Here is a 19748-nt window from a genome sequence, read left to right as displayed (position 1 = left end):
TCTCGATCAACTATTTAGGTGGCCCGGATCTTTTTTTGTTTTGCCCACGATTGCCAAAGGGTGAAAACGGATTTGAGCCGCCCTGTTTTGAATCTGAAAGTTTCACATCTTGCACCAAGGCCACATCGCCCTCTTTGGCACCTTCCAGAATTTCGGTCTGGCGGCCATCGGTGATTCCCACTTTTACTTCCTGATTCACAGGTTTTCCATCAGGACCTTGCAAATTCAAATAAGTCAGACCATTTTGCACTCGTAGGGCTTCGCTTGCGACGACCAGAATGTCTTTTTTATTTTTCACATAGAACGTCACATTCGCGGTCATCCCACTGCGCATGAACTCGGGTGGTTTACCATCGGGCAAAGCATCCACGATATAAGTCGTCACGCTATTGACGGTCTTTGAATCAAATGCGATCTGATCCGCTGTAGCCTGGATCTTTTCACCGGGATAGGCATCCAATACGATCTCAGCTTTTTCTTTTAGTCTGATTTGCGATATATCGGTTTCGTCCACCTGGGCTTTTACGGTTAAACGGTCGGACATAGTGAAAATCGCATCCGTGGTTGTGAAGGTCTGCCCCTGCTCGACATTTCTAAGAATGATCGTCCCAGAAATAGGCGCCATGATCGGTGTTGCCAGATAAAGCTCTTCCCAGCGTTTCACTTCCTCGGCCCCTTTGGCGCGGGCTGCATCCAGCATTGCCGCACGCTCGGTGGAACTCATCATGGCGATAACTTGCCCGCGGAAAACCTTCTGACCTTCCTTCACCAGAACCTTGTCCATGCGCCCGGCTACGGGTGCTTTGATTTCCAGTCTGTTTTCCGGCTGCACTGTTCCCGTTGCCAGGATAGTGACTTCGATGTTTCCAATCGTCAGCGGAAATTTGCTGTAAGTGACTTCATTTTTTCGGTTTTGATCCCAGACGTAATAGCTGCCGCTACCAATCACCAAGACAGTCAAAATGATCCACGTGAGTTTTTTCTTAAACAAGTTCTTCATAGCAGTGCTCCCACGCCTTGCGCTCTTTCCCATGCTGCCTCAGCAACGATACGGTCTCTTTTTGAGCTTAAATACTGTTTGGTTTTAGTGATCAGATCCGTTTCAATATTATCCCAGTCTTCGAAGGACATCAGACCGTTATTGTATTTGGCCCGGGCAATATCAGCACGCGTTCTTGCCGCCTGAACAAAAGCATCATTCACCGCAAGCTGCGACACCGATTCAACGTAAGTCGTATAGGCCTTTTTCAATGTGGATAAAAGAGTGCGATCAATTCCGGCAAGATTGCTTTTAGCCGCATAAAGCTGAGAGGCCGAGCTTTTTGTCGCATAGTAATCACGACCGCCATTAAACAACGGCAAAGTGAACGTGGCCCCCAGGGTCCAACGATCCTGAGTGTTTGGATAAAAGCTTTGACCGTAATCACCAATAGACGCCGACAAATCAAGACTTGGGAAAAATCCTGATCGAGAACTTTTCAAAGAAGCCTCGCTGACGTCGACTTGTGCCTCATAGGTCTGGCGATCCGGAGTTAACGTCGCAATGGATTTGAAATCCGGCTCTTTACCAGTCGGTTCACGCAGCGGGATATCCTCGCCAATGGTGACGGTTTCCTCTGTATCAAGGCCAATGACCTTCTTTAGATCCGCCTGGCTGGTCTCCTGGGCATTATTGGCTTTCTGACTGTCCAATTGCGCTTGCTTGAAGTTTGCCTGTGACAAAAGCAAAGAGCCTTTGTTTTCGCGGCCACTTTCAAAGCGCAGCTGCACAATACGCAAGTTGTCGCTACGACGTTTCACAATGTCCTCAGAGATTTTTATGGAATCCCGTGCATAAATTGCCGACGCATAGGCGGACTTCAAATCATAACTCACTTGGGAGCGCGTGGTGCGCAAGGAAGCCACTGCCACGCGCGATTGTCCGCGAGCCTGATCGACTTTGGCTGAATCCAAGAAACCGCGAAACAGATTTTGCGAGGCACTGACTGTTGCCGAATAAGCCCCGCCAGAACTCGTGGAGGAGGTATCATCTGAAGCACCTGACTGCGCGTAGCCCAGTCCCGCTGAAAGCTGTGGATAGTATCCACTTTGATTGCTGCGAATATTGTATTCGCTGGCCTTAAATATTTCCTCTGAATACTGCAGATCGGAATTGTTCTTTTTAACCATATCCAGCGCCTGCGAAAAACTCAGGGATTGCTGCGCCTGTGCCAACACCGCCCAGGTTGTTGCGGATATTAGAATTATACACTTTCTATAAAAAGGCATGGTGTCCTCTTTCTCAAAATACAATTAGCTCCGGAATCAGAGGAGAAGTCAAACTTCTCTCCCTGATTGCAACCACATGTTAAGCGTATAAAACAATTGTTGAAGAATTAAGGAACGGCCTCATAACGAGGCGGAAATGACTTTTTATAAACAGTTCTATTGAATTCCTGAACCGTCTGCTTAAAGATTTCTTTGATGCGAGCCTGCTCGGATTTTGTCAAATAGACGTCCTGGCTTTGTCCCATCAAAAGCTTTACGGAGCCCTCATTAAGTGAGGTCGTACGCATATCCACACCAAAAGTGAGACCTTCCAACTTATTGGCTTTCATCGACGCACTCAGGTTCTTACGTAGAAGCTTTTCAATGGACTCACCGTGAGTACTGAGGGTGTTTCTGACTTCCGAAGACTTCACACCATCGTTCACGAAAGCAAAACGCATTTTTGCCGCATATTTGCTGTCGGCCACCCGATTCAGCACTTTTAGCTTTTCCTGCTCTGACAAAGGAGCCGTCGCCACAGCCACACAGTCATCGCCGGAACAGATGGACTTCAGTTTTCCCTTCTCCACACTCTCGGTCACGACTTTCGTGAAGAATTGCTTCTGCTTATTGACGGCTTCAGTCACGGCCTTCTCTGCCGAACGCGCTTCATGCAAAACACCGTCAAGATCCTTGGATTTCGACAAAGCCTCCGCCGTGCCTTTCATATTTGAGGCACCCAGACCCACAAAGTCCATTGTGAAACCGCCCTGAACGGCATCGTTTAAATTTGCATTTTCCCTTTTGGCCACCATCAAGCCGGGAGAAAACTCATCACTGGTTTTCACGTAGCGCTGCAACTCAGTCAGGGTTTGCTCACTCAGATTTCGCACACGGTAGCGTGTCATTAAAGCCGAATTGATTTTCTCAGAATCACCTTGATTCTTCCGGACAATGTCAAAAACCTCGGGCTGGAACGTTTCTCCGTCCAGCATCTTAGAATCTTTCAATTGGTTTCGCAGTGAAACGCGATCCTTTTCAACTGAACTGATTTTTGCTGACAACTCGGACTTCAAAGAAGAGCTGCTGTAAGTGGCCAGTTCACCTGGCTCACCTTTGCGAGCCCAGCGGGAGGCAATGCCCGCTTCATCTGCGGTGTCCCCCACTCCGGCACGGAAGTAGGTTTCTGGCGAATCGGTTTTACGCAGCAATTTGTTTTCAGTGAGGTAATTCACAAACTCATCATTGGAGTCCTTGAAGATCGCCTGAATTCTTTTCTCCAGATCCGCCGGCATCTTTCCTTCAAAGGCAAAACGCAAGGACTTAAAGTCTGAGTATTCAGAGATTTTCAAATCCGGAAACTCTTTTTGTAGTTCCTTCATGCGATCCAGCACCAGCTCCTTGTGGTAATTCGTTAAACTGGTCACCAGATTTTTATTCTTGAGAGTGTCATTCAGATACTTCATCTGACTGTTTTCGATATTCACGAAGTAGGCCTTGGCATCTTTGCCTTTTTCAGCCAGAGCGATGAACTTTTCATTTTGCGCAACCGTGGTTGGATTATAGTCCACATATTTGGTTATAAAACCATTACGGGTCACAACCGCAGCTTTTTCTAACCTCTCCAACAATAGGAAAACCGTTGAGCCCTCAGAATTCGCCTTCCCCATGGCGTTCAGCACGCGAGCACCCTTAAAGGCCGCACCGGCAAGCAGCAATGGATCCACAACCTGCCCTACCGCATAGCAGGCCATTTCGGCTTGAGCTTCAGGCTTATAGCAATTGAATTTGTGGTATTCCTTTTTAAGCTTTGCCTTGATCACCGCAGCCAGATCTAAAAGCTTGGCTTTTTGTTCAGCGCTGATTTCAGAATCTTTGGAATGGGCTTCCGGCGGTTTGGTATTTGGAACACTTCTGCTAATACTTTGCAAATAGGCTTTGCGATCCTGAACTTGCACGAAAAGTGCCGTCGCGGAAATCTTCTCCAAGTCCTCATCAGGCATTGATGCGTAACGGGGATCTTCTTTCACCAGGTCTTTTTTGCAAGCAAGAGACTGATTACATTGCGATATAAATTCGGAGCGAAGTTTTTCGTCGGCTTTAACTTTTTCCCAAGCGGCATCAATCTGACTGCCGACACCGACGAACATGTCTTTGATGGCAACACCCGTATCAATCAATGAGTTCGTATAACCGCGAAGGCATGCCTTCGTCTCTTCGAAGGCGGTACCGCCCTCGGCCTGCGCACATAGATCCGCAACTTCACACTTACGAATCAATCCCGCAAGTTTGCTGTCTTCTTTGACAAGCTCGTCGCACTTTAAAGCTTTGCTTTCGATCGCACACTGATTTGCAAATTGACTAAGAATACTATTCGATGACTGTGGGGAACAATTTTCCCGCATGCACGCGGAGAGCACACCAACAGTGGATTGAGCCCACGATTGTGATGTGAACAGAAGTAGGAATAACATTATGTAAACACGCACTTGCAATCCAGATTCCTTGTTCAGTTTTTGACTACAGTACTGATCGGCAATTCGCGAGCTGAAATATAGAGCTTCTCATATAAAAAATGTTGCTTTACGAAACCAGACCACCCCTTACTTGTTCGATTTGGTGTTAATACACCTTAACAGCACTTCGCGCCCCTAAACTGCGAGTTCATACTCGTGTTTGGGAGGTACGACGTATGAAAATGAGACACTTGCTTTTCACAATAAACTTTCCTGGGGGACGAGATTCAGATAACGTCAGATTCGATGATGGATCTTGCCCCACATACCTATTTCATTTTGTTCGCAGTCGGAGTTATTGCCGGCACGGTTGATTCGATTGCAGGTGGTGGCGGTTTGATTACGGTGCCAGCTTTACTCAGTGCAGGTCTTCCTCCGGCGATGGCTTTGGGCACCAATAAACTGCAAAGCACCTTTGGCAGTTTTTCTGCGGCATTCTATCACTTCCGACGAAAAACTTTTGATATCAGAAAAATGAAAGCGCTGATTCTATTTACATTCCTGGGTAGCGCCCTGGGTACTTTTTTGATTCAAAACATTGATGGATCATTTTTAGGAAAAGCCATTCCGTTCATGTTGATGGGCTTTGCGGTTTACTTTAGTCTTTCACCGCGCCTGGGTGATGTCGATCAACATCAGCGACTCCCCTACGCTGCTTTTTCAATCGCCATGGGAACATTGATTGGATTCTATGACGGATTTTTTGGCCCGGGCACGGGATCATTCTGGGCCTTGGCTTTTGTAAGCCTTTTGGGATTTAATTTGTCCAAAGCCACAGCCCACAGCAAAGTTTTGAATTTCGTCTCTAACATCACGGCGTTGTTTGTTTTTTTAGTCGGCGGGAAAATTGTCTGGTCGGTGGGATTAACTATGGGATTGGGACAATTTATCGGAGCCAGAATTGGCTCTCATCTGGTCATAAAAAAAGGGACTCGTTTAATCAAGCCCCTGTTAATTGCAGTTTCTGTCATCATGTCGATCAAACTACTCCTTTAGGAGTTGATCCAGTTTTCCCTCTTCATCCAGAGCTTTTAGATCCGTATAACCGCCGATCAACTTTCCGTTGATCAGGATGATTGGCACTGTTCTCCAGCCCGTTTCATTCTTGATACGATCAATTTCCTCAGGTTTGTCGGTCAAATCAATGACCTCGTACTTCATACCTTTGTTGTTCATGAAAGTGATTGCACGATCACAGTACGGACACGGATTTTTCTTGTACATTATAACTTTAGCCATGCAGCACCTCTGTCTAATTATTTTGACATAAAAACGAATACGGGTAAAGGTCTTGGGTAATATGAAGTGCCTACTCTGCGACAATCCCAATTCAGCCCGCTTCAAGGTCGTGAAAAAACCTGAGCGAAGTTATTATCACTGCGAAAGCTGTGATTTGATCTTTATGGCACCTGAAGAGCGCATGACGGCAGTTGAAGAAAAAGCGCGCTACGATTTTCACCAAAACGAGGATCAGGCCGGTTATCGCGCGTTTTTGACGCCTCTTATGAAGGACGTCGAAGAATTCGCCAGCAAATCCGGAAAAACCAATAAAGAGATTCACCTTTTGGATTATGGTTGTGGACCTACCGCATTTCTGGGTGCCTGCTTTGTGGCGAAGGATTTCCAGGTCACAAATTATGACCTGTATTATCAACCCGATCAGGATGCTTTAAGAAAGTCCTATTTCGTAGTGACCAGCACCGAAGTTTGGGAACATCTGCACACTCCCAAAATAGATATCGAACAGCAACTGCGCATGCTAAAACCCGGCGGAATTTTGGCAGTGATGACCTCTGCCCACAAAGGCGAAGCGCATTTCCATGATTGGCATTATCGCCGCGACCTGACTCATGTCTCTTTCTTTTCTGAAAAGACCATGGCCTTTGTTGCGCAGAAATATAATCTGAAAATTGTAAAAGCAAAAAGCCCTTATTGGGTCTTTAAAAAATAGATATCTACTGACGAAGCTCTGTGCGCAGGGACATTTCGTGGGGAACCGCAAAAAATTTTGCAACACCTTCAAGCATCTCATCCACATTGCGGGCTTTGGCACACACACCGGTTAAGGCGTTACCAAATGCCAACCACACGCTGGTGGTGCGCACATAGAAACGCACTTTTCTCATGGCCAGGTCCTCGCCAAAATAGTGACGGCAGCGTTCGATAAGTTTCAAAAGCACGCGACCGTATTCAGCACCTTCCTCTTCGGAAGTGCGAGGAGCCTTCAGCCCCTCTTTGCCGGAAGGAGGAGCAAAGCCCAGCTCCTCGCCCAGTTGCCATAGCATCCACGGACGAGCCGCAAGACCACGTCCCGCCATCGCCATGTCACAACCTGTTTCTTTCAACATCAAGACGGCATCTTCAACCGTTTGCACATCGCCATTTCCAATCACAGGAAAATCCACGGCCGCATGAAGTAGTTTGATTTGCTCCCAGTCAGCCCAACCGCGACGCTTTTGCGCAGCCGTTCTTGGATGCAAGCAAACCCAGGCAGCCCCTGAGTTGCGCAATCCACCGACAAAGGCCAAAAGCTCATCCAATTCTTTAGTGGAACCTACCGCACGTAACTTAACACTGACCGGAACGGCGGAGTTTTTAACAGTCATGCGCACTACTTCGGCGGCATAACCCGGGTCCCCCATCAATGCGACACCATAGTTGTGCTTAAGGGCTTTCTGTACGGGGCAGCCCATGTTGATATCAATTGCCTCGGCTCCCCATTCAACAAGTCGCTTTACGCTTTCTGCGATAGCGTCCTCTTCATTGCCAAGAATCTGTGGCACCAAGCCCGGCTCATGGGCCGCACGCATGGTTTCGGGTGTGGTTTCCAGATTTTCGCCAGGAATACGGCGTGAGTTCAGCATCTCCGTCGGCCAGATTGTGTAGGCATTCTCGGGCAAATATTCGCGCATCACTTCGCGCAACGCCACGTGAGTCAGCCCCACCATCGGCGCCAGACACAGAGGAAAATTAACTTTGCCATTTAAAATTGGTCTATGCAGACCCAACTTTACAGAACTCATGAACCGCCACAAACAAAAAGACTCCCAACCGGGAGTCTTTAACTAATACTCAAATTTAAAAACCACGACGCTTATGCAAGCTTACCGTTGGGTTCAAGAGCGTATTTTTTAACAAGCTCGTAACCACCAAACATCACTGTGCAAAAGAATAGGTCGCCAGCAACTTGATAGCCAAAGAATGGAATCGCAGCCACGTAGCATTGAACCAAACCACTGAATGTCATTGCATACATCCCGTCCATGATCCAAACACCGAAGTTTGAAACCAGGAAGAACACAGAACTTGCCGCCAATGAAAGACCACCGATGCGCGCCACTGATTTTTTCTCAGTCAGGAACCAGCCCATCATCACGATCAACGCAAAACCCGCGTAGACAAAGAATGTCGTTGAGTGAAAACCACCCAACAGCAAATCACTCAGTGCCAAAGCCACCATCGGCACCAGCATCGACAACTTTTTATCGTTGAAATAAGCGCCACCAAAAAGCGCCATAGCACCGATAGCTGTGAAATTCCAAGGATGCGGAATAATACGAGAAAATGCCGCGCCCAAAACCATCATTACTAGTACAATCATGCGTGTAGTCATGCCCGGAAACCTATCACTTGTTCATGCGGTTGTCTACAAGCTCCTGAACCACGCCCGGCTCAGAAAGCGTCGTAATGTCGCCTAGTTGATCTGGTTGATTTTCGGCAATTTTTCGCAAAATACGACGCATAATTTTTCCAGAGCGGGTCTTCGGCAAACGAGGCGCCCACTGAATCAAATCCGGGGTCGCAATCGGTCCGATTTCTTTACGAACTGTCTGGATCAGCTCTTTTTGAAGTTCCTCAGTCGCCGTGATTCCGGTCTTCAGGGTCACGTAAGCGTAAATCCCCTGACCTTTAATATCGTGCGGGTACCCCACGACTGCAGCTTCTGCCACATTGTGATTTGCCACCAAAGCAGACTCAATTTCAGCCGTACCCAAACGATGACCCGATACATTGATCACGTCATCCACACGCCCCGTGATCCAATAATAGCCATCCTCATCGCGACGACATCCGTCACCGGTGAAATAGTAACCAGGATATGTGGAGAAATAAGTTTCTTCGAAGCGCTTGTGATCACCAAAGACCGTGCGCATCTGTCCCGGCCAGGAATCGGCGATTGCCAACACTCCTTCACCAGCACCGTCAATTTTTCCACCTTCTGGTGTCAGCAAATGAGGCTGCACACCAAAGAAAGGCAACGTCGCAGAACCCGGCTTCAATGGAGTGGCACCAGGCATCGGTGTGATCATGAAACCACCAGTTTCAGTCTGCCACCACGTATCCATGATCGGACAGCGACTGTCGCCAACCACTTCGTAATACCAGACCCAGGCTTCCGGATTGATCGGCTCCCCCACTGTTCCCAAAATCCTTAACGAAGAACGATCACAGCCCTTCACCCATTTTTCCCCTTCACGCATCAACGAGCGCAAAGCTGTCGGTGACGTGTAGAACAAATTCACTTTGTGCTTTTCAACGATCTGCCAAAAACGTGACGGTGTCGGGTAATTCGGAATGCCTTCAAAAAACAAAGTCGTCGCACAGTTTGCCAGGGGTCCGTAGACGATGTAACTGTGCCCCGTCACCCAACCGACATCGGCAGAGCACCAGTAAATATCCTTATCCTGACAATCAAAGACGTATTGGTGAGTGACACTTACCCACAAAAGATATCCCCCTGTGGTGTGCAGAACTCCTTTAGGCTTTCCAGTGGAGCCGGAAGTATAAAGAATGAACAATGGATCTTCGGCATCCATGGGCTCGGCTTCACATTGATCGCTCACACCCTGAACCATATCGTGGTACCAGACGTCCAAGCCCTCTTTCATCTGCACATCTGTTTTGGAGTATTTTACGACCAGAACTTTTTCAACAATTCCTGCCTTGCTAACAGCCTTGTCGACATTGTCTTTCAAAGGAATTGTTTTGCCACCCCGGAAACCGGAATCCGCAGTGATAATGAACTTTGATTTTCCATCCAGCACGCGGTCGCTGATGGAATCCGGCGCAAAGCCCCCAAAGATCACCGAGTGAACGGCACCAATGCGTGCACAGGCCAGCATTGCATACACGGACTCCAATATCATCGGCATATAGATGGTCACGACATCGCCTTTTTTCACACCCATTTTTTTAAGAACGTTGGAAAAGCGGCAGACTTCCTGATGAAGCTCTTTGTAAGTGATTTTTTTTGAAGCTGTGTTGATATCATCAGCTTCCCAGATCAATGCAACCTTTTCTGCCTTGGTCGCCAAATGACGGTCAATGCAGTTATAGGCCACATTCAGCTTTCCACCTTCAAACCATTTGATACTGACTGGTTTTTTGAAAGAGGTGTTTTTAACTTTGTCCCATTTTTTAAACCAGTGCAGGCGCTCGGCCTCCTGCGCCCAGAATCCCTCGGGATCCTGAACAGACCGGGAGTACATGTCTTTGTATTTTTGCGGAGTGATCAGCGCGTTTTTTTCGAGGGAAGGATTGATAGGATAAACTTCATTATGCATAGAACAGCTCCTTCAGAATGAGCTTTTATCCTATTCTCATTTGATTATCGGTCAATTCTTTTTGCGCAGCTCGATCCATCTTTCGTACATGCGATAAATCAACATTCCTGACATCATACTGAAGACAAAAACAATTGCGGTGACTGAACCAGTTCCCAATGAAACCAAGCCAGGTCCCGGGCAATAACCACCCAGTCCCCAACCAAATCCGAAGATCACACTGCCCACGATAAGTGGTTTGGTGATTTCTGTTTTCTTGGGAATATAGAACTGAGTATCAAGAACCGGTGTCTTGCGACCACGAACCAAACGGTAGGTGATCATGTACACAGGTACCGCACCGATCATTACAAACAACAAACTTGGATCCCAACCGGCTCCGAAAGTTAAGAAATCCAAAATCTTCTTGGGCTGAGTCATGCCTGAAATAGACAAACCCACCGCAAATAGAACTCCCACCAACAATGCCGACCAGTTGCGAATATCTGCCAGTCTTTTCATTTTACAACCCCACAACGTGGCGCAGGAAATTCGCCATGACCATACCTGCAATCATAAAACAAATCGTGGCCACGATGGAGCGCACCGACAGTCTGGCCACGCCACATATACCATGCCCACTGGTGCAGCCACTTCCCATCAAGGTGCCAAAGCCCACCAACAACCCGGCAATCATGATCATCAGCGATGAGCGATTCACGTCGACTGAAAAATATTCCGGATGAAACTGATTCATCACCATACCGGCAAAGAACATCCCAAAAACAAAGAACCACTTCCATTCGGATTCGTAAGGGGATCTTTCCAGCAAGCCATTCAAAATACTGCTGACACCAGCCACGCGGCCGTTCAGAACCAACAACAACGAGGTCGCAACTCCGATAATCACGCCTCCAACCAATGCCATCACAATACTTTCCTGCATGTGTTTCTCCTAGTCGATCACTGGAATCTTTAAAAATCTTTTGCCTTGCGAATCAGCCTCAGGCAAACGACCCGCGCGTATATTGATCTGCAAACTTGGCAGCAACAATTTCGGTGTCGCCAGAGTTGCATCACGTTTAGTGCGGAACTCGATATACTGTTCTTCCGACGTCGTGCCATTGAGTTGAATATTTGACTTCTTTTCATCGCCCACAGATGTTTGACACATGAACTCGCGCCCGCCGGGCTGATAGTCATGGCAAACAAAGATGCGCGTGGTCTCTGGCAAAGAATAGATTTTCGTGGTGATTGAGTTATACAGATCCTTGGCCGATCCACCTGGGAAATCACAACGGCCTGTTCCTGAATCCGGCATAAATAGTGCGTCGCCAGTGAACAGAGCATCTTCAAACAGGTAAGACGAACACGCAGGCGTGTGTCCCGGGGTAAAGAACACCTTAAACTGCAAAGTTCCGGCCTGCACGACTTCATGTTCTTTTAACAGGCGATCAAAAACTTTTCCCTGGATGTCGGTTTTTGCATCCAGATCATACATATCGCGCCAAATCTTTTGCACTGTCGTGATACGCTCGCCAATACACAATGGAGCCTCAGGAAAACGCTCTTTAAAAAACTGCGCCCCCGTCACGTGATCGGCATGAACGTGGGTTTCAAGGATCATGCGCGGGGCAAGATTTTGTTCCTTGATATAGGCCAATACCGCTTCTGATGACTTATTGGACAACTTTGAAGCAGCTGGATCGTAGTCCCAAACGGGATCAATCACCACGGCGTCCCGGCTTTTGGGGTCATGCACGACATAGGTAATCGTCGACGTCGCCGGATCAAAGAAATGCTTCACCTCTATAGCCATCAATTCCTCACTGTAAAATATGCCCAAATTCTAAGGGTACGGACTTACTTTTGGTAGCAAATGCGCGTCAGAAGACAAGATAACATAAGCCGGCACAATTCAGATTGGCCTCACCACAGAGTATGATAGAATGCCCCCATGAATAATTTTGCAGACTTTGGCTTGATCCCCTCTTTAACCAGAACCCTTACCGAGAAACGTATTACCAAACCCACAGAAATTCAGCGCAACACTATTCCGCTATTGATGGGCGGCCAATCGGTGGTGGGAATTTCTGAAACTGGAAGCGGTAAAACATTGGCCTATGCATTGCCAATGCTGCACCTTCTTAAAAAACTTGAAGAGGAAGGCCACCCGGTGACGGCGGAGTCCTCCCCACGCGCGGTGGTTTTAGTTCCTACCCGCGAACTGGGAGAACAAGTTTCAAAAGTCTTTAAAACTTTGACCCATGACACTCGTTTGCGTGTCCGTCCCGCTCTGGGTGGAATGGCAATGGAACAGGCCAAACGAAATGTTTCCGGTGTGTTTGAAATCCTGTTGGCAACACCGGGACGCCTTTCACAGCTGATGGATCTGGATCAGATCAATTTGACTGACGTTTGTATGTTGGTTTTTGACGAAGCTGACCAGATGATGGATCAGGGCTTCCTGGATATGTCGAACAAAGCCTACTATGCGTGTCCTCAGGATGTGCAAACGGCTATGTTTTCTGCAACCATGTCTCCAACAGTACAGGATTTGATGGAGGAGATTTTCTCCAGTGCTGAAGTTGTCAAAAGCTCTGGCAGTGGCAAGGTCGTTAAAACTTTGACGACCAAAAATCTGATTGTGAAAGACGGCAATCGTTGGGAGCAATTGGATCGCTTGCTAAAACAAAAAGTCGAAGGCGGCACAATCCTATTCGCCAACACCCGCGAACAATGCGACAAGCTGGCGCAGGAAATGGAAGCCAAGGGACATGCCGTGGCTTTGTATCGTGGCGAAATGGAAAAGAACGATCGTCGTTCTAATTTAAAAAAATTTACCGCAGGCGAAATCAAATTCTTGGTTGCCACGGACCTGGCAGGACGCGGTTTGGATATTGAAAACGTTGATCGCGTGATCAATTACCACTTACCAAAACAAATGGATAACTATCTTCACCGCGCAGGCCGCACAGCCCGCGCTGGCCGCGAAGGAACCGTCATCAACTTGGTCACCGAGCGCGATGAGCCGTTGATCAGCAAGCTTGAGGGACGCAAATCCGACAATTACGATCGCTCAAAATATAACACACATCCCCGCGCTCAAGGAAAACCAGGCTCGGCGCCTAAAAAAGCCAGCCATAAATCTGGTGATAAAAAATCAATGACGGGAAAACCGGCGACTGGAAAATCATCCACAGGTAAACCTTTCGCGGCGAAATCCGCTCAAGGAAAACCTTCAGGCAAGACGCCGTTTTCAAAGTCGTCATCTGCTAAATCCAGCTCAGGCAAGCCAAGCACTGGCAAGCCCGCAAACGGAAAACCAGCGTCCCGCAAGTCGCCATTCAAGAAACGCTAAGACTGCCCAATACGGGCTTACCTGGGAGGTAAGTCCGTACCTTACGAAAGTAACTGCGCTAAAAGTATTGCTGCTCCTACAATCAAAACAAAGACTCCGAACATTGGTTTTAACTTGGTGTCGGAGGTTCTTTTTCCTAATTGTTGTCCCGACACAATTCCGACGACCGCCAGAGCGGAGATCTTTAAAACAAAACTCCAGTCCACACTCATTCCACCGATGGCATCACTGAAGAAACCAAAGAATGAGTTGAGGGCAATAATTCCCAGTGATGTTCCCACCGCGATCTTCATCGGTAAGCTATTCATAACCACCAATGCCGGAACGATAAGAAACCCGCCGCCGGCCCCTACGAATCCGGTTACGGCGCCAACACTTAAGGCCTTTCCGGCCGAAATCCATAAAGGATCTTTTTGCTGCGAGGTTTCCTTGGCGCGAGGTTTGATCATCGCCACTGAGGCCATTAACATGACCACCGCAAAAGCGATCAGAATAAGTGCATCCTTGCTGATCGACCCCACGCTAAAATCCACAACGGTCGGTACGGTCGGCAAAATCAGCCGACGAACCACCAGAACTCCGGCCATACTTGGAATCGCAAATACAGCCAGCGCGGATAAATTAACTTGTTTGGCTTGAGCCGCTTTGACAAACCCCACTGCACTCGTCAACCCCACAATAAAAAGTGAGTAGAAAGTTGCAGTCCCCGCAGGAACTTTAAACAGATAGACCAACAATGGAACTGCCAGAATGGAGCCTCCTCCACCCAAAAGCCCCAGGGATAGACCTATGACGACTGCACCTACATATCCCAACAATTCCATGACTTCCTCACTTTGAACTTTGCAAGCGTTGATAAAAACGATGCAGAATCATTCCGCCGAACATGGCACCAACAAAAATCACTGCCGCCTGAGAACCGCTGCCAACCGAAGTCAACGCCGGCCCGGGACAGTAACCTCCCAATGCCCATCCGAATCCAAAAAGCGCACTTCCGATTACCAACGGCTTGGAAATCTCGCGTGAGGTGGGCACATGCCACTTGGTATCTAACAGTGGACTCTGTTTTTTCTTAAACAGAAAATAGAATAATGCATTAACCGGAATAGCCCCCACCATCACAAAAATTAACGACGGGTCCCAGCCTTCACCCAGTTGCAGAAATCCAATTACTTTTTGGGGCTGAGTCATTCCGGAAACTCCCAACCCCAGGGCAAATAAAAAACCCACCCCCAAGGCCACTCCCACTCTCATATGATTTTGCTTTTTCATTTAAAACCCCACAACCATTTTCAAAACTGTTGCTGTCAACATTCCGATAGCAATAAACACCGCGGTAGCCACCAGAGAACGAGGTGAAAGACGGGATATCCCGCAAACACCATGACCACTCGTACAACCACTGCCATAGACCGTTCCAAAACCCACGATCACGCCCGCCAAGGCTATGACCCAGGTCTCGCGTGAAATCGTACTCTCCAAAGCTTGCGGCATTACCTGCCCCAGCACTGCACCACCTAAAACAAGTCCACCGATAAAGGCGAATCGCCATAGGTAATCACCTTTATTTTTTGTTAACAGCCCATTCGCGATCCCGCTGATGCCGGTGACCCGGCCATTCAGAATCAACATCAAAGAGGCCGCTAAACCAATCAAAGCGCCTCCGCTCAAGGCTGAAAGTATTGACTGCATCATCTATCTCTCCTTTGCGTAGCCTAGTTCGTTCCAACGAAGCATGCCGCCAACCAAATTGTAAGTGTTTACATATCCAAGTTCTTCACTAAGGAGAGTCGTTTGACCCGAGCGCGCACCGCTACGGCAGACAAAGACAATCTCCTGTTCTCTGGATTGCTCTTTTAAAAAAGACTCCAAATCCGGCCCGAGGGTGATCAGCTCTGAGTTGTGAATATGTCCCAACTCTCCCGTGAATTCCTCTGGTGTGCGAACATCGACAATGCGAATGTGGCCCAGCCTTTTCTTTAGTTCTTCGCATATTATCTCACGCATAAAAAAACTCCTTTTGACTCTTTTGATCCTAAATCATGCGTGGCCAGCCCATTATGATGGCCGACATAACGATTCCTTTGGGAAAAACCTAATCTAAAACAAATACGAGGACCCATAAGCAAGGAGTCTCAAAATGAAAAACATCCAAATTCAACACTTCTTTGATTCAGCCACATCGACATTGACCTATGTAGTTCACGATCCGAAAACCCGGGATGCGGTGATCATCGATCCCGTCTGGGACTATGATCCAGGCAGCTCAAAGCTATCCACAGGATCAATGGATAAAGTGATTTCATATCTGAATGAGCTTCAGCTTAAGCCACACTTTGTGATGGAAACCCATGCCCATGCAGATCACCTCTCCAGTTCGCAGCTCATTAAAAAAATCTATCCTGAAATAAAAGTCGCCATTGGTGAGCGCATCCTTGAAGTTCAGCGACTATTCAATCCTGTCTTCAATCTGACCAAAGACTTTAATACCTTCGGAGTGCACTTCGATATTCTTTTAAAGGACGAGGAAATCTTGCAGGCCGGCTCATTAAAAATTAAAACTCTTTTTACACCAGGTCACACGCCGGCGTGCTCCTCCTACCTTATCGAGGATGCTCTGTTTACTGGTGACGCGATCTTCATGCCGGATTCCGGTACTGGTCGCTGTGACTTTCCCGCCGGCAGTGCCGACGCCCTGTTTGATTCCATCACAAAGAGAATCTACACGCTGCCAGACACGACGCGGGTATTCGTCTGTCATGACTATCAGCCTGAGGGACGCGAACTAAAATTCCAAACAACAGTTGGTGAGGAAAAGGAAAAGAATATTCAACTAAAAGAAGACACCACAAAAGAGGAATTTGTGGCGTTCAGAAAAAACAGGGATACTGCTTTAAGCGCTCCCAAGCTTTTGTTGCCCAGTATTCAGATCAACATCCGCGCAGGGCATTTACCAGAGCCTGAAGACAACGGCGTCAGTTACGTCAAGCTACCCTTGAGACAGTAACTCATCCTTATTTAGAATTATGATCTCGCGGCCTCGTTGTTCAATGAGGCCGTCATCAACAAATTTTGCCAGCGTTCGAATCACTGTTGCGGCTGTCGTTCCACAAAAATCAGCAATCTCCTGCCGAGTCCAGGAGTGTGTTGGATGAAAATCCTTGAAGTAAACAACGGCCTCAGCGATCCGCGCAGTGACGTCCTTTTCGGTCAAAACAACCTGCTTCTCTTCGGCCCGGCGTAACTCCGCCGCCAGGGTTTGCAAAAGCTTTTCCGCCAGATCGCAATTTCCCTTCATACGGTCTCGCATTTCCTCTTTGGAAATCACATAAACCGTGGCATCTTCGATCACTGTAGCCGAAGCATGATATGGCTCCTGCGCAAAAAAACTGCGATGCCCAAATATTTGATTCTTTTTAAATAGACGGAGCAAATGATCTTTTCCCGACTCACTCCAGACCACCAGACCTACCAAACCTTCGATCAGAAAGTAGATGCTCCGTGGATCCTCTCCCATTTTGTAGAGGACATCACCACGTTTAAACTTTTCGACGCGAGCACCTTTAAAGACATCAACTAATTCCATAGCTAAAGACTACAGGCTAGCCACGAACCTGTGAAGCAAAAGGTATCCCAGAGATGCCCCCCTTCGCCCTGGAGAAAGTGTGTCCGTACCAAAAACCAAAAAGCCCCTGGGTTTCCCCAGGGGCTTTTTGGTTTTTTACAAGTATTTCAACGAAAACTTAGTTTACGTCTTTGTAGTCAGCGTCGATCACATCGTCGCCGTCAGCTTTTTTCTCGCCGCCAGCACCAGCGTCTGCACCTGGTGCACCTTGACCAGCATCACCTTGAGCTCCTTGCTTTTTGTAAAGCTCAGAAGTCATGGTGTGAGTCAAAGCTTGAAGCTTGTCGAAAGCCGCTTTCAATTCATCAGCAGATGCGCCTTTGTTCTCAAGAACTTTTTTAGCATCAGCGATAGCATCGTTCGCAGTTTTAACTTCCGCCTCAGGTAATTGAGAACCAGAATCCTTGATCAATTTCTCAGTTTGGTAAACCAAGTTGTCCAGGTTATTTCTGTGAGTCACTGCCTCAGCTTTTTTCTTATCTTCTTCTGCGTGACCTTCAGCATCCGCAACGGCTTGTTTGATTTCCGCTTCAGACATACCACTTTGTGCAGTGATCTTAATGTTTTGAGTCTTACCTGAAGACATATCCTTCGCCGATACGTGCAAGATACCGTTCGCGTCCATGTCGAATGTTACTTCAACTTGAGGAACGCCACGTGGAGCTGGTGGAATACCCACTAGTTCGAAACGACCTAGTGTTTTATTGTCGCCAGCCATCTTACGCTCACCTTGAAGAACGTGGATATCTACGGCTGGTTGATTGTCAGCTGCCGTCGAGAACACTTGAGATTTCTTAGTAGGAATCGCCGTGTTGCGCTCGATAAGCGGAGTCATCACACCACCCAAAGTTTCGATACCAAGAGACAATGGAGTCACGTCTAGCAACAACACGTCTTTCACGTCACCCGCAAGAACGCCACCCTGAACTGCTGCACCGATAGCAACAACTTCGTCCGGGTTCACTGTACGGTTTGGCTCTTTGCCGAAGAATTCTTTAACTGCTTTTTGGATTGAAGGGATACGTGTAGAACCACCCACCAATACAACTTCGTCAATTTCAGAAGCTTTCATACCAGCATCAGCCAAAGCTTTGCGGCAAGGCTCCATAGAGCGTTTAACCAGATCTTCAGTCATTTGATCGAATTTTGCGCGAGTCAATTTCGTTTGCAAATGCTTAGGACCTGTTTGGTCTGCAGTAATAAATGGCAAATTGATTTCAGTCTCTTGTGCAGATGAAAGCTCGATTTTAGCTTTCTCAGCTGCCTCTTTAAGACGTTGAAGAGCCATTTTATCGTTTTTCAAATCGATACCTTGGTCTTTTTTGAACTCAGTGATCAACCATTCCAAGATAACTGTATCGAAGTTGTCACCACCCAAGTGAGTGTCACCGTTCGTAGAACGAACTTCAACAACACCGTCACCAACTTCCAGGATGGAGATATCGAATGTACCACCACCGAAGTCGAAGATAGCGATCTTCTCTTCTTTTTTCTTATCCATACCGTACGCCAATGCCGCCGCTGTTGGCTCATTGATGATACGTTTGATTTCAAGACCTGCGATACGACCCGCATCTTTAGTAGCTTGGCGTTGAGCATCGTTGAAGTAAGCTGGAACAGTCACAACTGCTTCAGTTACCGGCTCGCCCAAATAGTCTTCAGCAACTTTTTTAAGTTTACCAAGAACTGCCGCACCGATCTCTTCTGGAGATACGTTTTTGCCTTGAACTTTGAATGCACAGTCATTGCCTTTAGCAACAACAGTGTAAGGAACCAGTTTGATTTCTTCAGAAATCTCTTCGAAACGACGACCGATGAAACGTTTCGCAGAGTAGATTGTATTCTCTGGATTCGTCACCGCTTGACGTTTAGCGATTTGACCAACAAGACGGTCACCGTCTTTTGTATAAGCAACAACCGATGGAGTTGTGCGAGCGCCTTCTTCGTTCACAAGAACTTTGGCTTCTCCGCCCTCCATAATAGCGACGCATGAGTTTGTCGTCCCTAAGTCGATACCAATAATTTTACCCATGTTTGATTTCTCCTTAAATGCCCACCTGGATTTGGCATTTATTAATTAAAGCTTGAATAACACAGGATAAATGTGGGTTCGGATGGCATTCCGTCAAGGTGCAGAATGAGTTTTTTTAGCCCCTCAAAACTGCCAAATTTACACTAGTGTTTTCAACTACTTATCAGACTCCACTTTAGCATCTGTAAGCGCCGCAAAAAACATCTAGACCAATACGACAAAATGGCGACACGCATCACCCGTTGCTGACATGGTGTGTATCAAAAAACCGGCAGGCGCCTTTGGGGATTTGATGGCTGATTTTTAATTTAGAACGGGGCTGCCTTACGGACTTTTAACTCGTGTTGGAGAGCATTTATGCAATGATGTTGCTTCGCTCTTCCCTTAAAAAACATTGAGTTCCTTAAGAACAAGAGTCCCTCTA

The 19748-nt window shown here is 47.4% G+C and carries 20 protein-coding genes; 4 read left to right on the top strand and 16 right to left on the bottom strand.

The window, feature by feature from the left end:
- Positions 1 to 10: 10 nt before the first annotated feature.
- From AAAA73_RS01455 to AAAA73_RS01445, 3 genes are all read right to left on the bottom strand, one after another.
- Positions 11 to 1000: an efflux RND transporter periplasmic adaptor subunit gene (locus tag AAAA73_RS01455; protein ID WP_340596370.1), complete on the bottom strand. Its 990-nt coding sequence runs from the start codon at positions 998 to 1000 to the stop codon at positions 11 to 13.
- Positions 997 to 2268, bottom strand: a complete 1272-nt coding sequence (locus AAAA73_RS01450; RefSeq protein ID WP_340596369.1) for a TolC family protein — start codon at positions 2266 to 2268, stop codon at positions 997 to 999. The genes AAAA73_RS01455 and AAAA73_RS01450 overlap by 4 nt, the downstream gene beginning before the upstream one ends.
- A 107-nt stretch (positions 2269 to 2375) precedes the next feature.
- Positions 2376 to 4721 (bottom strand): hypothetical protein, encoded by a 2346-nt coding sequence (locus AAAA73_RS01445; RefSeq protein WP_340596368.1) that lies wholly within the window; start codon positions 4719 to 4721, stop codon positions 2376 to 2378.
- A gap of 291 nt (positions 4722 to 5012) precedes the next feature.
- On the opposite strand from AAAA73_RS01445, the gene AAAA73_RS01440 reads away from it, so the two are divergent.
- On the top strand, positions 5013 to 5759 hold the full coding sequence (locus tag AAAA73_RS01440) for a TSUP family transporter (RefSeq protein WP_445292018.1): 747 nt from the start codon (positions 5013 to 5015) through the stop codon (positions 5757 to 5759).
- On the opposite strand, the gene AAAA73_RS01435 is transcribed toward AAAA73_RS01440, so the two are convergent.
- Positions 5748 to 6002 (bottom strand): glutaredoxin domain-containing protein, encoded by a 255-nt coding sequence (locus tag AAAA73_RS01435; protein WP_340596366.1) that lies wholly within the window; start codon positions 6000 to 6002, stop codon positions 5748 to 5750. The genes AAAA73_RS01440 and AAAA73_RS01435 overlap by 12 nt on opposite strands.
- 61 nt (positions 6003 to 6063) lie before the next feature.
- Between AAAA73_RS01435 and AAAA73_RS01430 the strand changes: the two genes are divergently transcribed.
- On the top strand, positions 6064 to 6714 hold the full coding sequence (locus AAAA73_RS01430; RefSeq protein WP_340596365.1) for a class I SAM-dependent methyltransferase: 651 nt from the start codon (positions 6064 to 6066) through the stop codon (positions 6712 to 6714).
- A gap of 4 nt (positions 6715 to 6718) precedes the next feature.
- Here the strand turns inward: AAAA73_RS01430 and AAAA73_RS01425 are convergent, their stop codons facing one another.
- The 6 genes from AAAA73_RS01425 to AAAA73_RS01400 form a co-directional block, all read right to left on the bottom strand.
- The gene (locus tag AAAA73_RS01425; protein ID WP_340596364.1) at positions 6719 to 7786 is read right to left on the bottom strand and encodes a tRNA-dihydrouridine synthase family protein; all 1068 of its coding nucleotides are present in this window, start codon (positions 7784 to 7786) and stop codon (positions 6719 to 6721) included.
- Between the two features lie 71 nt (positions 7787 to 7857).
- Entirely contained in the window at positions 7858 to 8364 is a 507-nt protein-coding gene (locus AAAA73_RS01420; RefSeq protein ID WP_340596363.1) for a DUF6580 family putative transport protein, read from the bottom strand.
- Between the two features lie 25 nt (positions 8365 to 8389).
- Positions 8390 to 10327, bottom strand: a complete 1938-nt coding sequence (acs, locus tag AAAA73_RS01415) for an acetate--CoA ligase (protein ID WP_340596362.1) — start codon at positions 10325 to 10327, stop codon at positions 8390 to 8392.
- A gap of 51 nt (positions 10328 to 10378) precedes the next feature.
- A complete protein-coding gene (locus AAAA73_RS01410; RefSeq protein ID WP_340596361.1) occupies positions 10379 to 10828 on the bottom strand; it encodes a YeeE/YedE family protein in 450 nt (149 codons plus the stop codon).
- A gap of 1 nt (position 10829) precedes the next feature.
- Positions 10830 to 11252, bottom strand: a complete 423-nt coding sequence (locus tag AAAA73_RS01405; RefSeq protein ID WP_340596360.1) for a YeeE/YedE family protein — start codon at positions 11250 to 11252, stop codon at positions 10830 to 10832.
- A 9-nt stretch (positions 11253 to 11261) separates the two neighbouring features.
- A complete protein-coding gene (locus tag AAAA73_RS01400) occupies positions 11262 to 12125 on the bottom strand; it encodes an MBL fold metallo-hydrolase (RefSeq protein ID WP_340596359.1) in 864 nt (287 codons plus the stop codon).
- A gap of 138 nt (positions 12126 to 12263) precedes the next feature.
- Here AAAA73_RS01400 and AAAA73_RS01395 point away from each other — a divergent pair, with 138 nt between their 5' ends.
- Entirely contained in the window at positions 12264 to 13667 is a 1404-nt protein-coding gene (locus AAAA73_RS01395) for a DEAD/DEAH box helicase (protein ID WP_340596357.1), read from the top strand.
- Positions 13668 to 13708: 41 nt separating this feature from the next.
- Here the strand turns inward: AAAA73_RS01395 and AAAA73_RS01390 are convergent, their stop codons facing one another.
- From AAAA73_RS01390 to AAAA73_RS01375, 4 genes are read right to left on the bottom strand one after another with little or no spacing between them, the layout of a single operon-like run.
- Positions 13709 to 14491 carry a sulfite exporter TauE/SafE family protein gene (locus AAAA73_RS01390; RefSeq protein ID WP_340596356.1) on the bottom strand — a complete coding sequence of 261 codons (783 nt, stop codon included), beginning with the start codon at positions 14489 to 14491 and terminating at the stop codon, positions 13709 to 13711.
- A gap of 7 nt (positions 14492 to 14498) precedes the next feature.
- Positions 14499 to 14939: a DUF6691 family protein gene (locus AAAA73_RS01385; RefSeq protein ID WP_340596355.1), complete on the bottom strand. Its 441-nt coding sequence runs from the start codon at positions 14937 to 14939 to the stop codon at positions 14499 to 14501.
- Complete coding sequence (locus AAAA73_RS01380) at positions 14940 to 15362, bottom strand: YeeE/YedE family protein (protein WP_340596354.1); 423 nt, start codon at positions 15360 to 15362, stop codon at positions 14940 to 14942.
- Positions 15363 to 15674, bottom strand: a complete 312-nt coding sequence (locus tag AAAA73_RS01375; protein WP_340596353.1) for a rhodanese-like domain-containing protein — start codon at positions 15672 to 15674, stop codon at positions 15363 to 15365.
- Positions 15675 to 15807: 133 nt separating this feature from the next.
- On the opposite strand from AAAA73_RS01375, the gene AAAA73_RS01370 reads away from it, so the two are divergent.
- A complete protein-coding gene (locus tag AAAA73_RS01370) occupies positions 15808 to 16674 on the top strand; it encodes an MBL fold metallo-hydrolase (protein WP_340596352.1) in 867 nt (288 codons plus the stop codon).
- Here the strand turns inward: AAAA73_RS01370 and AAAA73_RS01365 are convergent.
- Together AAAA73_RS01365 and dnaK are read right to left on the bottom strand one after the other, a co-directional pair.
- Positions 16657 to 17253, bottom strand: a complete 597-nt coding sequence (locus AAAA73_RS01365; protein ID WP_340596351.1) for a Crp/Fnr family transcriptional regulator — start codon at positions 17251 to 17253, stop codon at positions 16657 to 16659. The genes AAAA73_RS01370 and AAAA73_RS01365 overlap by 18 nt on opposite strands.
- A gap of 157 nt (positions 17254 to 17410) precedes the next feature.
- Positions 17411 to 19324, bottom strand: a complete 1914-nt coding sequence (gene dnaK, locus AAAA73_RS01360) for a molecular chaperone DnaK (RefSeq protein WP_340596350.1) — start codon at positions 19322 to 19324, stop codon at positions 17411 to 17413.
- Positions 19325 to 19748 lie beyond the last annotated feature (424 nt).

This window comes from Bdellovibrio sp. GT3 (assembly GCF_037996765.1).
GTDB lineage: Bacteria > Bdellovibrionota > Bdellovibrionia > Bdellovibrionales > Bdellovibrionaceae > Bdellovibrio.
The sequence above is the reverse complement of the archived record's forward strand: the minus strand, read 5'-3'. Positions and strand labels throughout refer to the sequence as shown.

Bases quoted from the DNA above. Each gene is read 5' to 3' on its own strand.
- AAAA73_RS01455 (WP_340596370.1), bottom strand. From the start codon at position 1,000: ATGAAGAACTTGTTTAAGAAAAAACTCACGTGGATCATTTTGACTGTC.
- AAAA73_RS01450 (WP_340596369.1), bottom strand. From the start codon at position 2,268: ATGCCTTTTTATAGAAAGTGTATAATTCTAATATCCGCAACAACCTGG.
- AAAA73_RS01445 (WP_340596368.1), bottom strand. From the start codon at position 4,721: ATGTTATTCCTACTTCTGTTCACATCACAATCGTGGGCTCAATCCACT.
- AAAA73_RS01440 (WP_445292018.1), top strand. From the start codon at position 5,013: ATGGATCTTGCCCCACATACCTATTTCATTTTGTTCGCAGTCGGAGTT.
- AAAA73_RS01435 (WP_340596366.1), bottom strand. From the start codon at position 6,002: ATGGCTAAAGTTATAATGTACAAGAAAAATCCGTGTCCGTACTGTGAT.
- AAAA73_RS01430 (WP_340596365.1), top strand. From the start codon at position 6,064: ATGAAGTGCCTACTCTGCGACAATCCCAATTCAGCCCGCTTCAAGGTC.
- AAAA73_RS01425 (WP_340596364.1), bottom strand. From the start codon at position 7,786: ATGAGTTCTGTAAAGTTGGGTCTGCATAGACCAATTTTAAATGGCAAA.
- AAAA73_RS01420 (WP_340596363.1), bottom strand. From the start codon at position 8,364: ATGATTGTACTAGTAATGATGGTTTTGGGCGCGGCATTTTCTCGTATT.
- acs (WP_340596362.1), bottom strand. From the start codon at position 10,327: ATGCATAATGAAGTTTATCCTATCAATCCTTCCCTCGAAAAAAACGCG.
- AAAA73_RS01410 (WP_340596361.1), bottom strand. From the start codon at position 10,828: ATGAAAAGACTGGCAGATATTCGCAACTGGTCGGCATTGTTGGTGGGA.
- AAAA73_RS01405 (WP_340596360.1), bottom strand. From the start codon at position 11,252: ATGCAGGAAAGTATTGTGATGGCATTGGTTGGAGGCGTGATTATCGGA.
- AAAA73_RS01400 (WP_340596359.1), bottom strand. From the start codon at position 12,125: ATGGCTATAGAGGTGAAGCATTTCTTTGATCCGGCGACGTCGACGATT.
- AAAA73_RS01395 (WP_340596357.1), top strand. From the start codon at position 12,264: ATGAATAATTTTGCAGACTTTGGCTTGATCCCCTCTTTAACCAGAACC.
- AAAA73_RS01390 (WP_340596356.1), bottom strand. From the start codon at position 14,491: ATGGAATTGTTGGGATATGTAGGTGCAGTCGTCATAGGTCTATCCCTG.
- AAAA73_RS01385 (WP_340596355.1), bottom strand. From the start codon at position 14,939: ATGAAAAAGCAAAATCATATGAGAGTGGGAGTGGCCTTGGGGGTGGGT.
- AAAA73_RS01380 (WP_340596354.1), bottom strand. From the start codon at position 15,362: ATGATGCAGTCAATACTTTCAGCCTTGAGCGGAGGCGCTTTGATTGGT.
- AAAA73_RS01375 (WP_340596353.1), bottom strand. From the start codon at position 15,674: ATGCGTGAGATAATATGCGAAGAACTAAAGAAAAGGCTGGGCCACATT.
- AAAA73_RS01370 (WP_340596352.1), top strand. From the start codon at position 15,808: ATGAAAAACATCCAAATTCAACACTTCTTTGATTCAGCCACATCGACA.
- AAAA73_RS01365 (WP_340596351.1), bottom strand. From the start codon at position 17,253: ATGGAATTAGTTGATGTCTTTAAAGGTGCTCGCGTCGAAAAGTTTAAA.
- dnaK (WP_340596350.1), bottom strand. From the start codon at position 19,324: ATGGGTAAAATTATTGGTATCGACTTAGGGACGACAAACTCATGCGTC.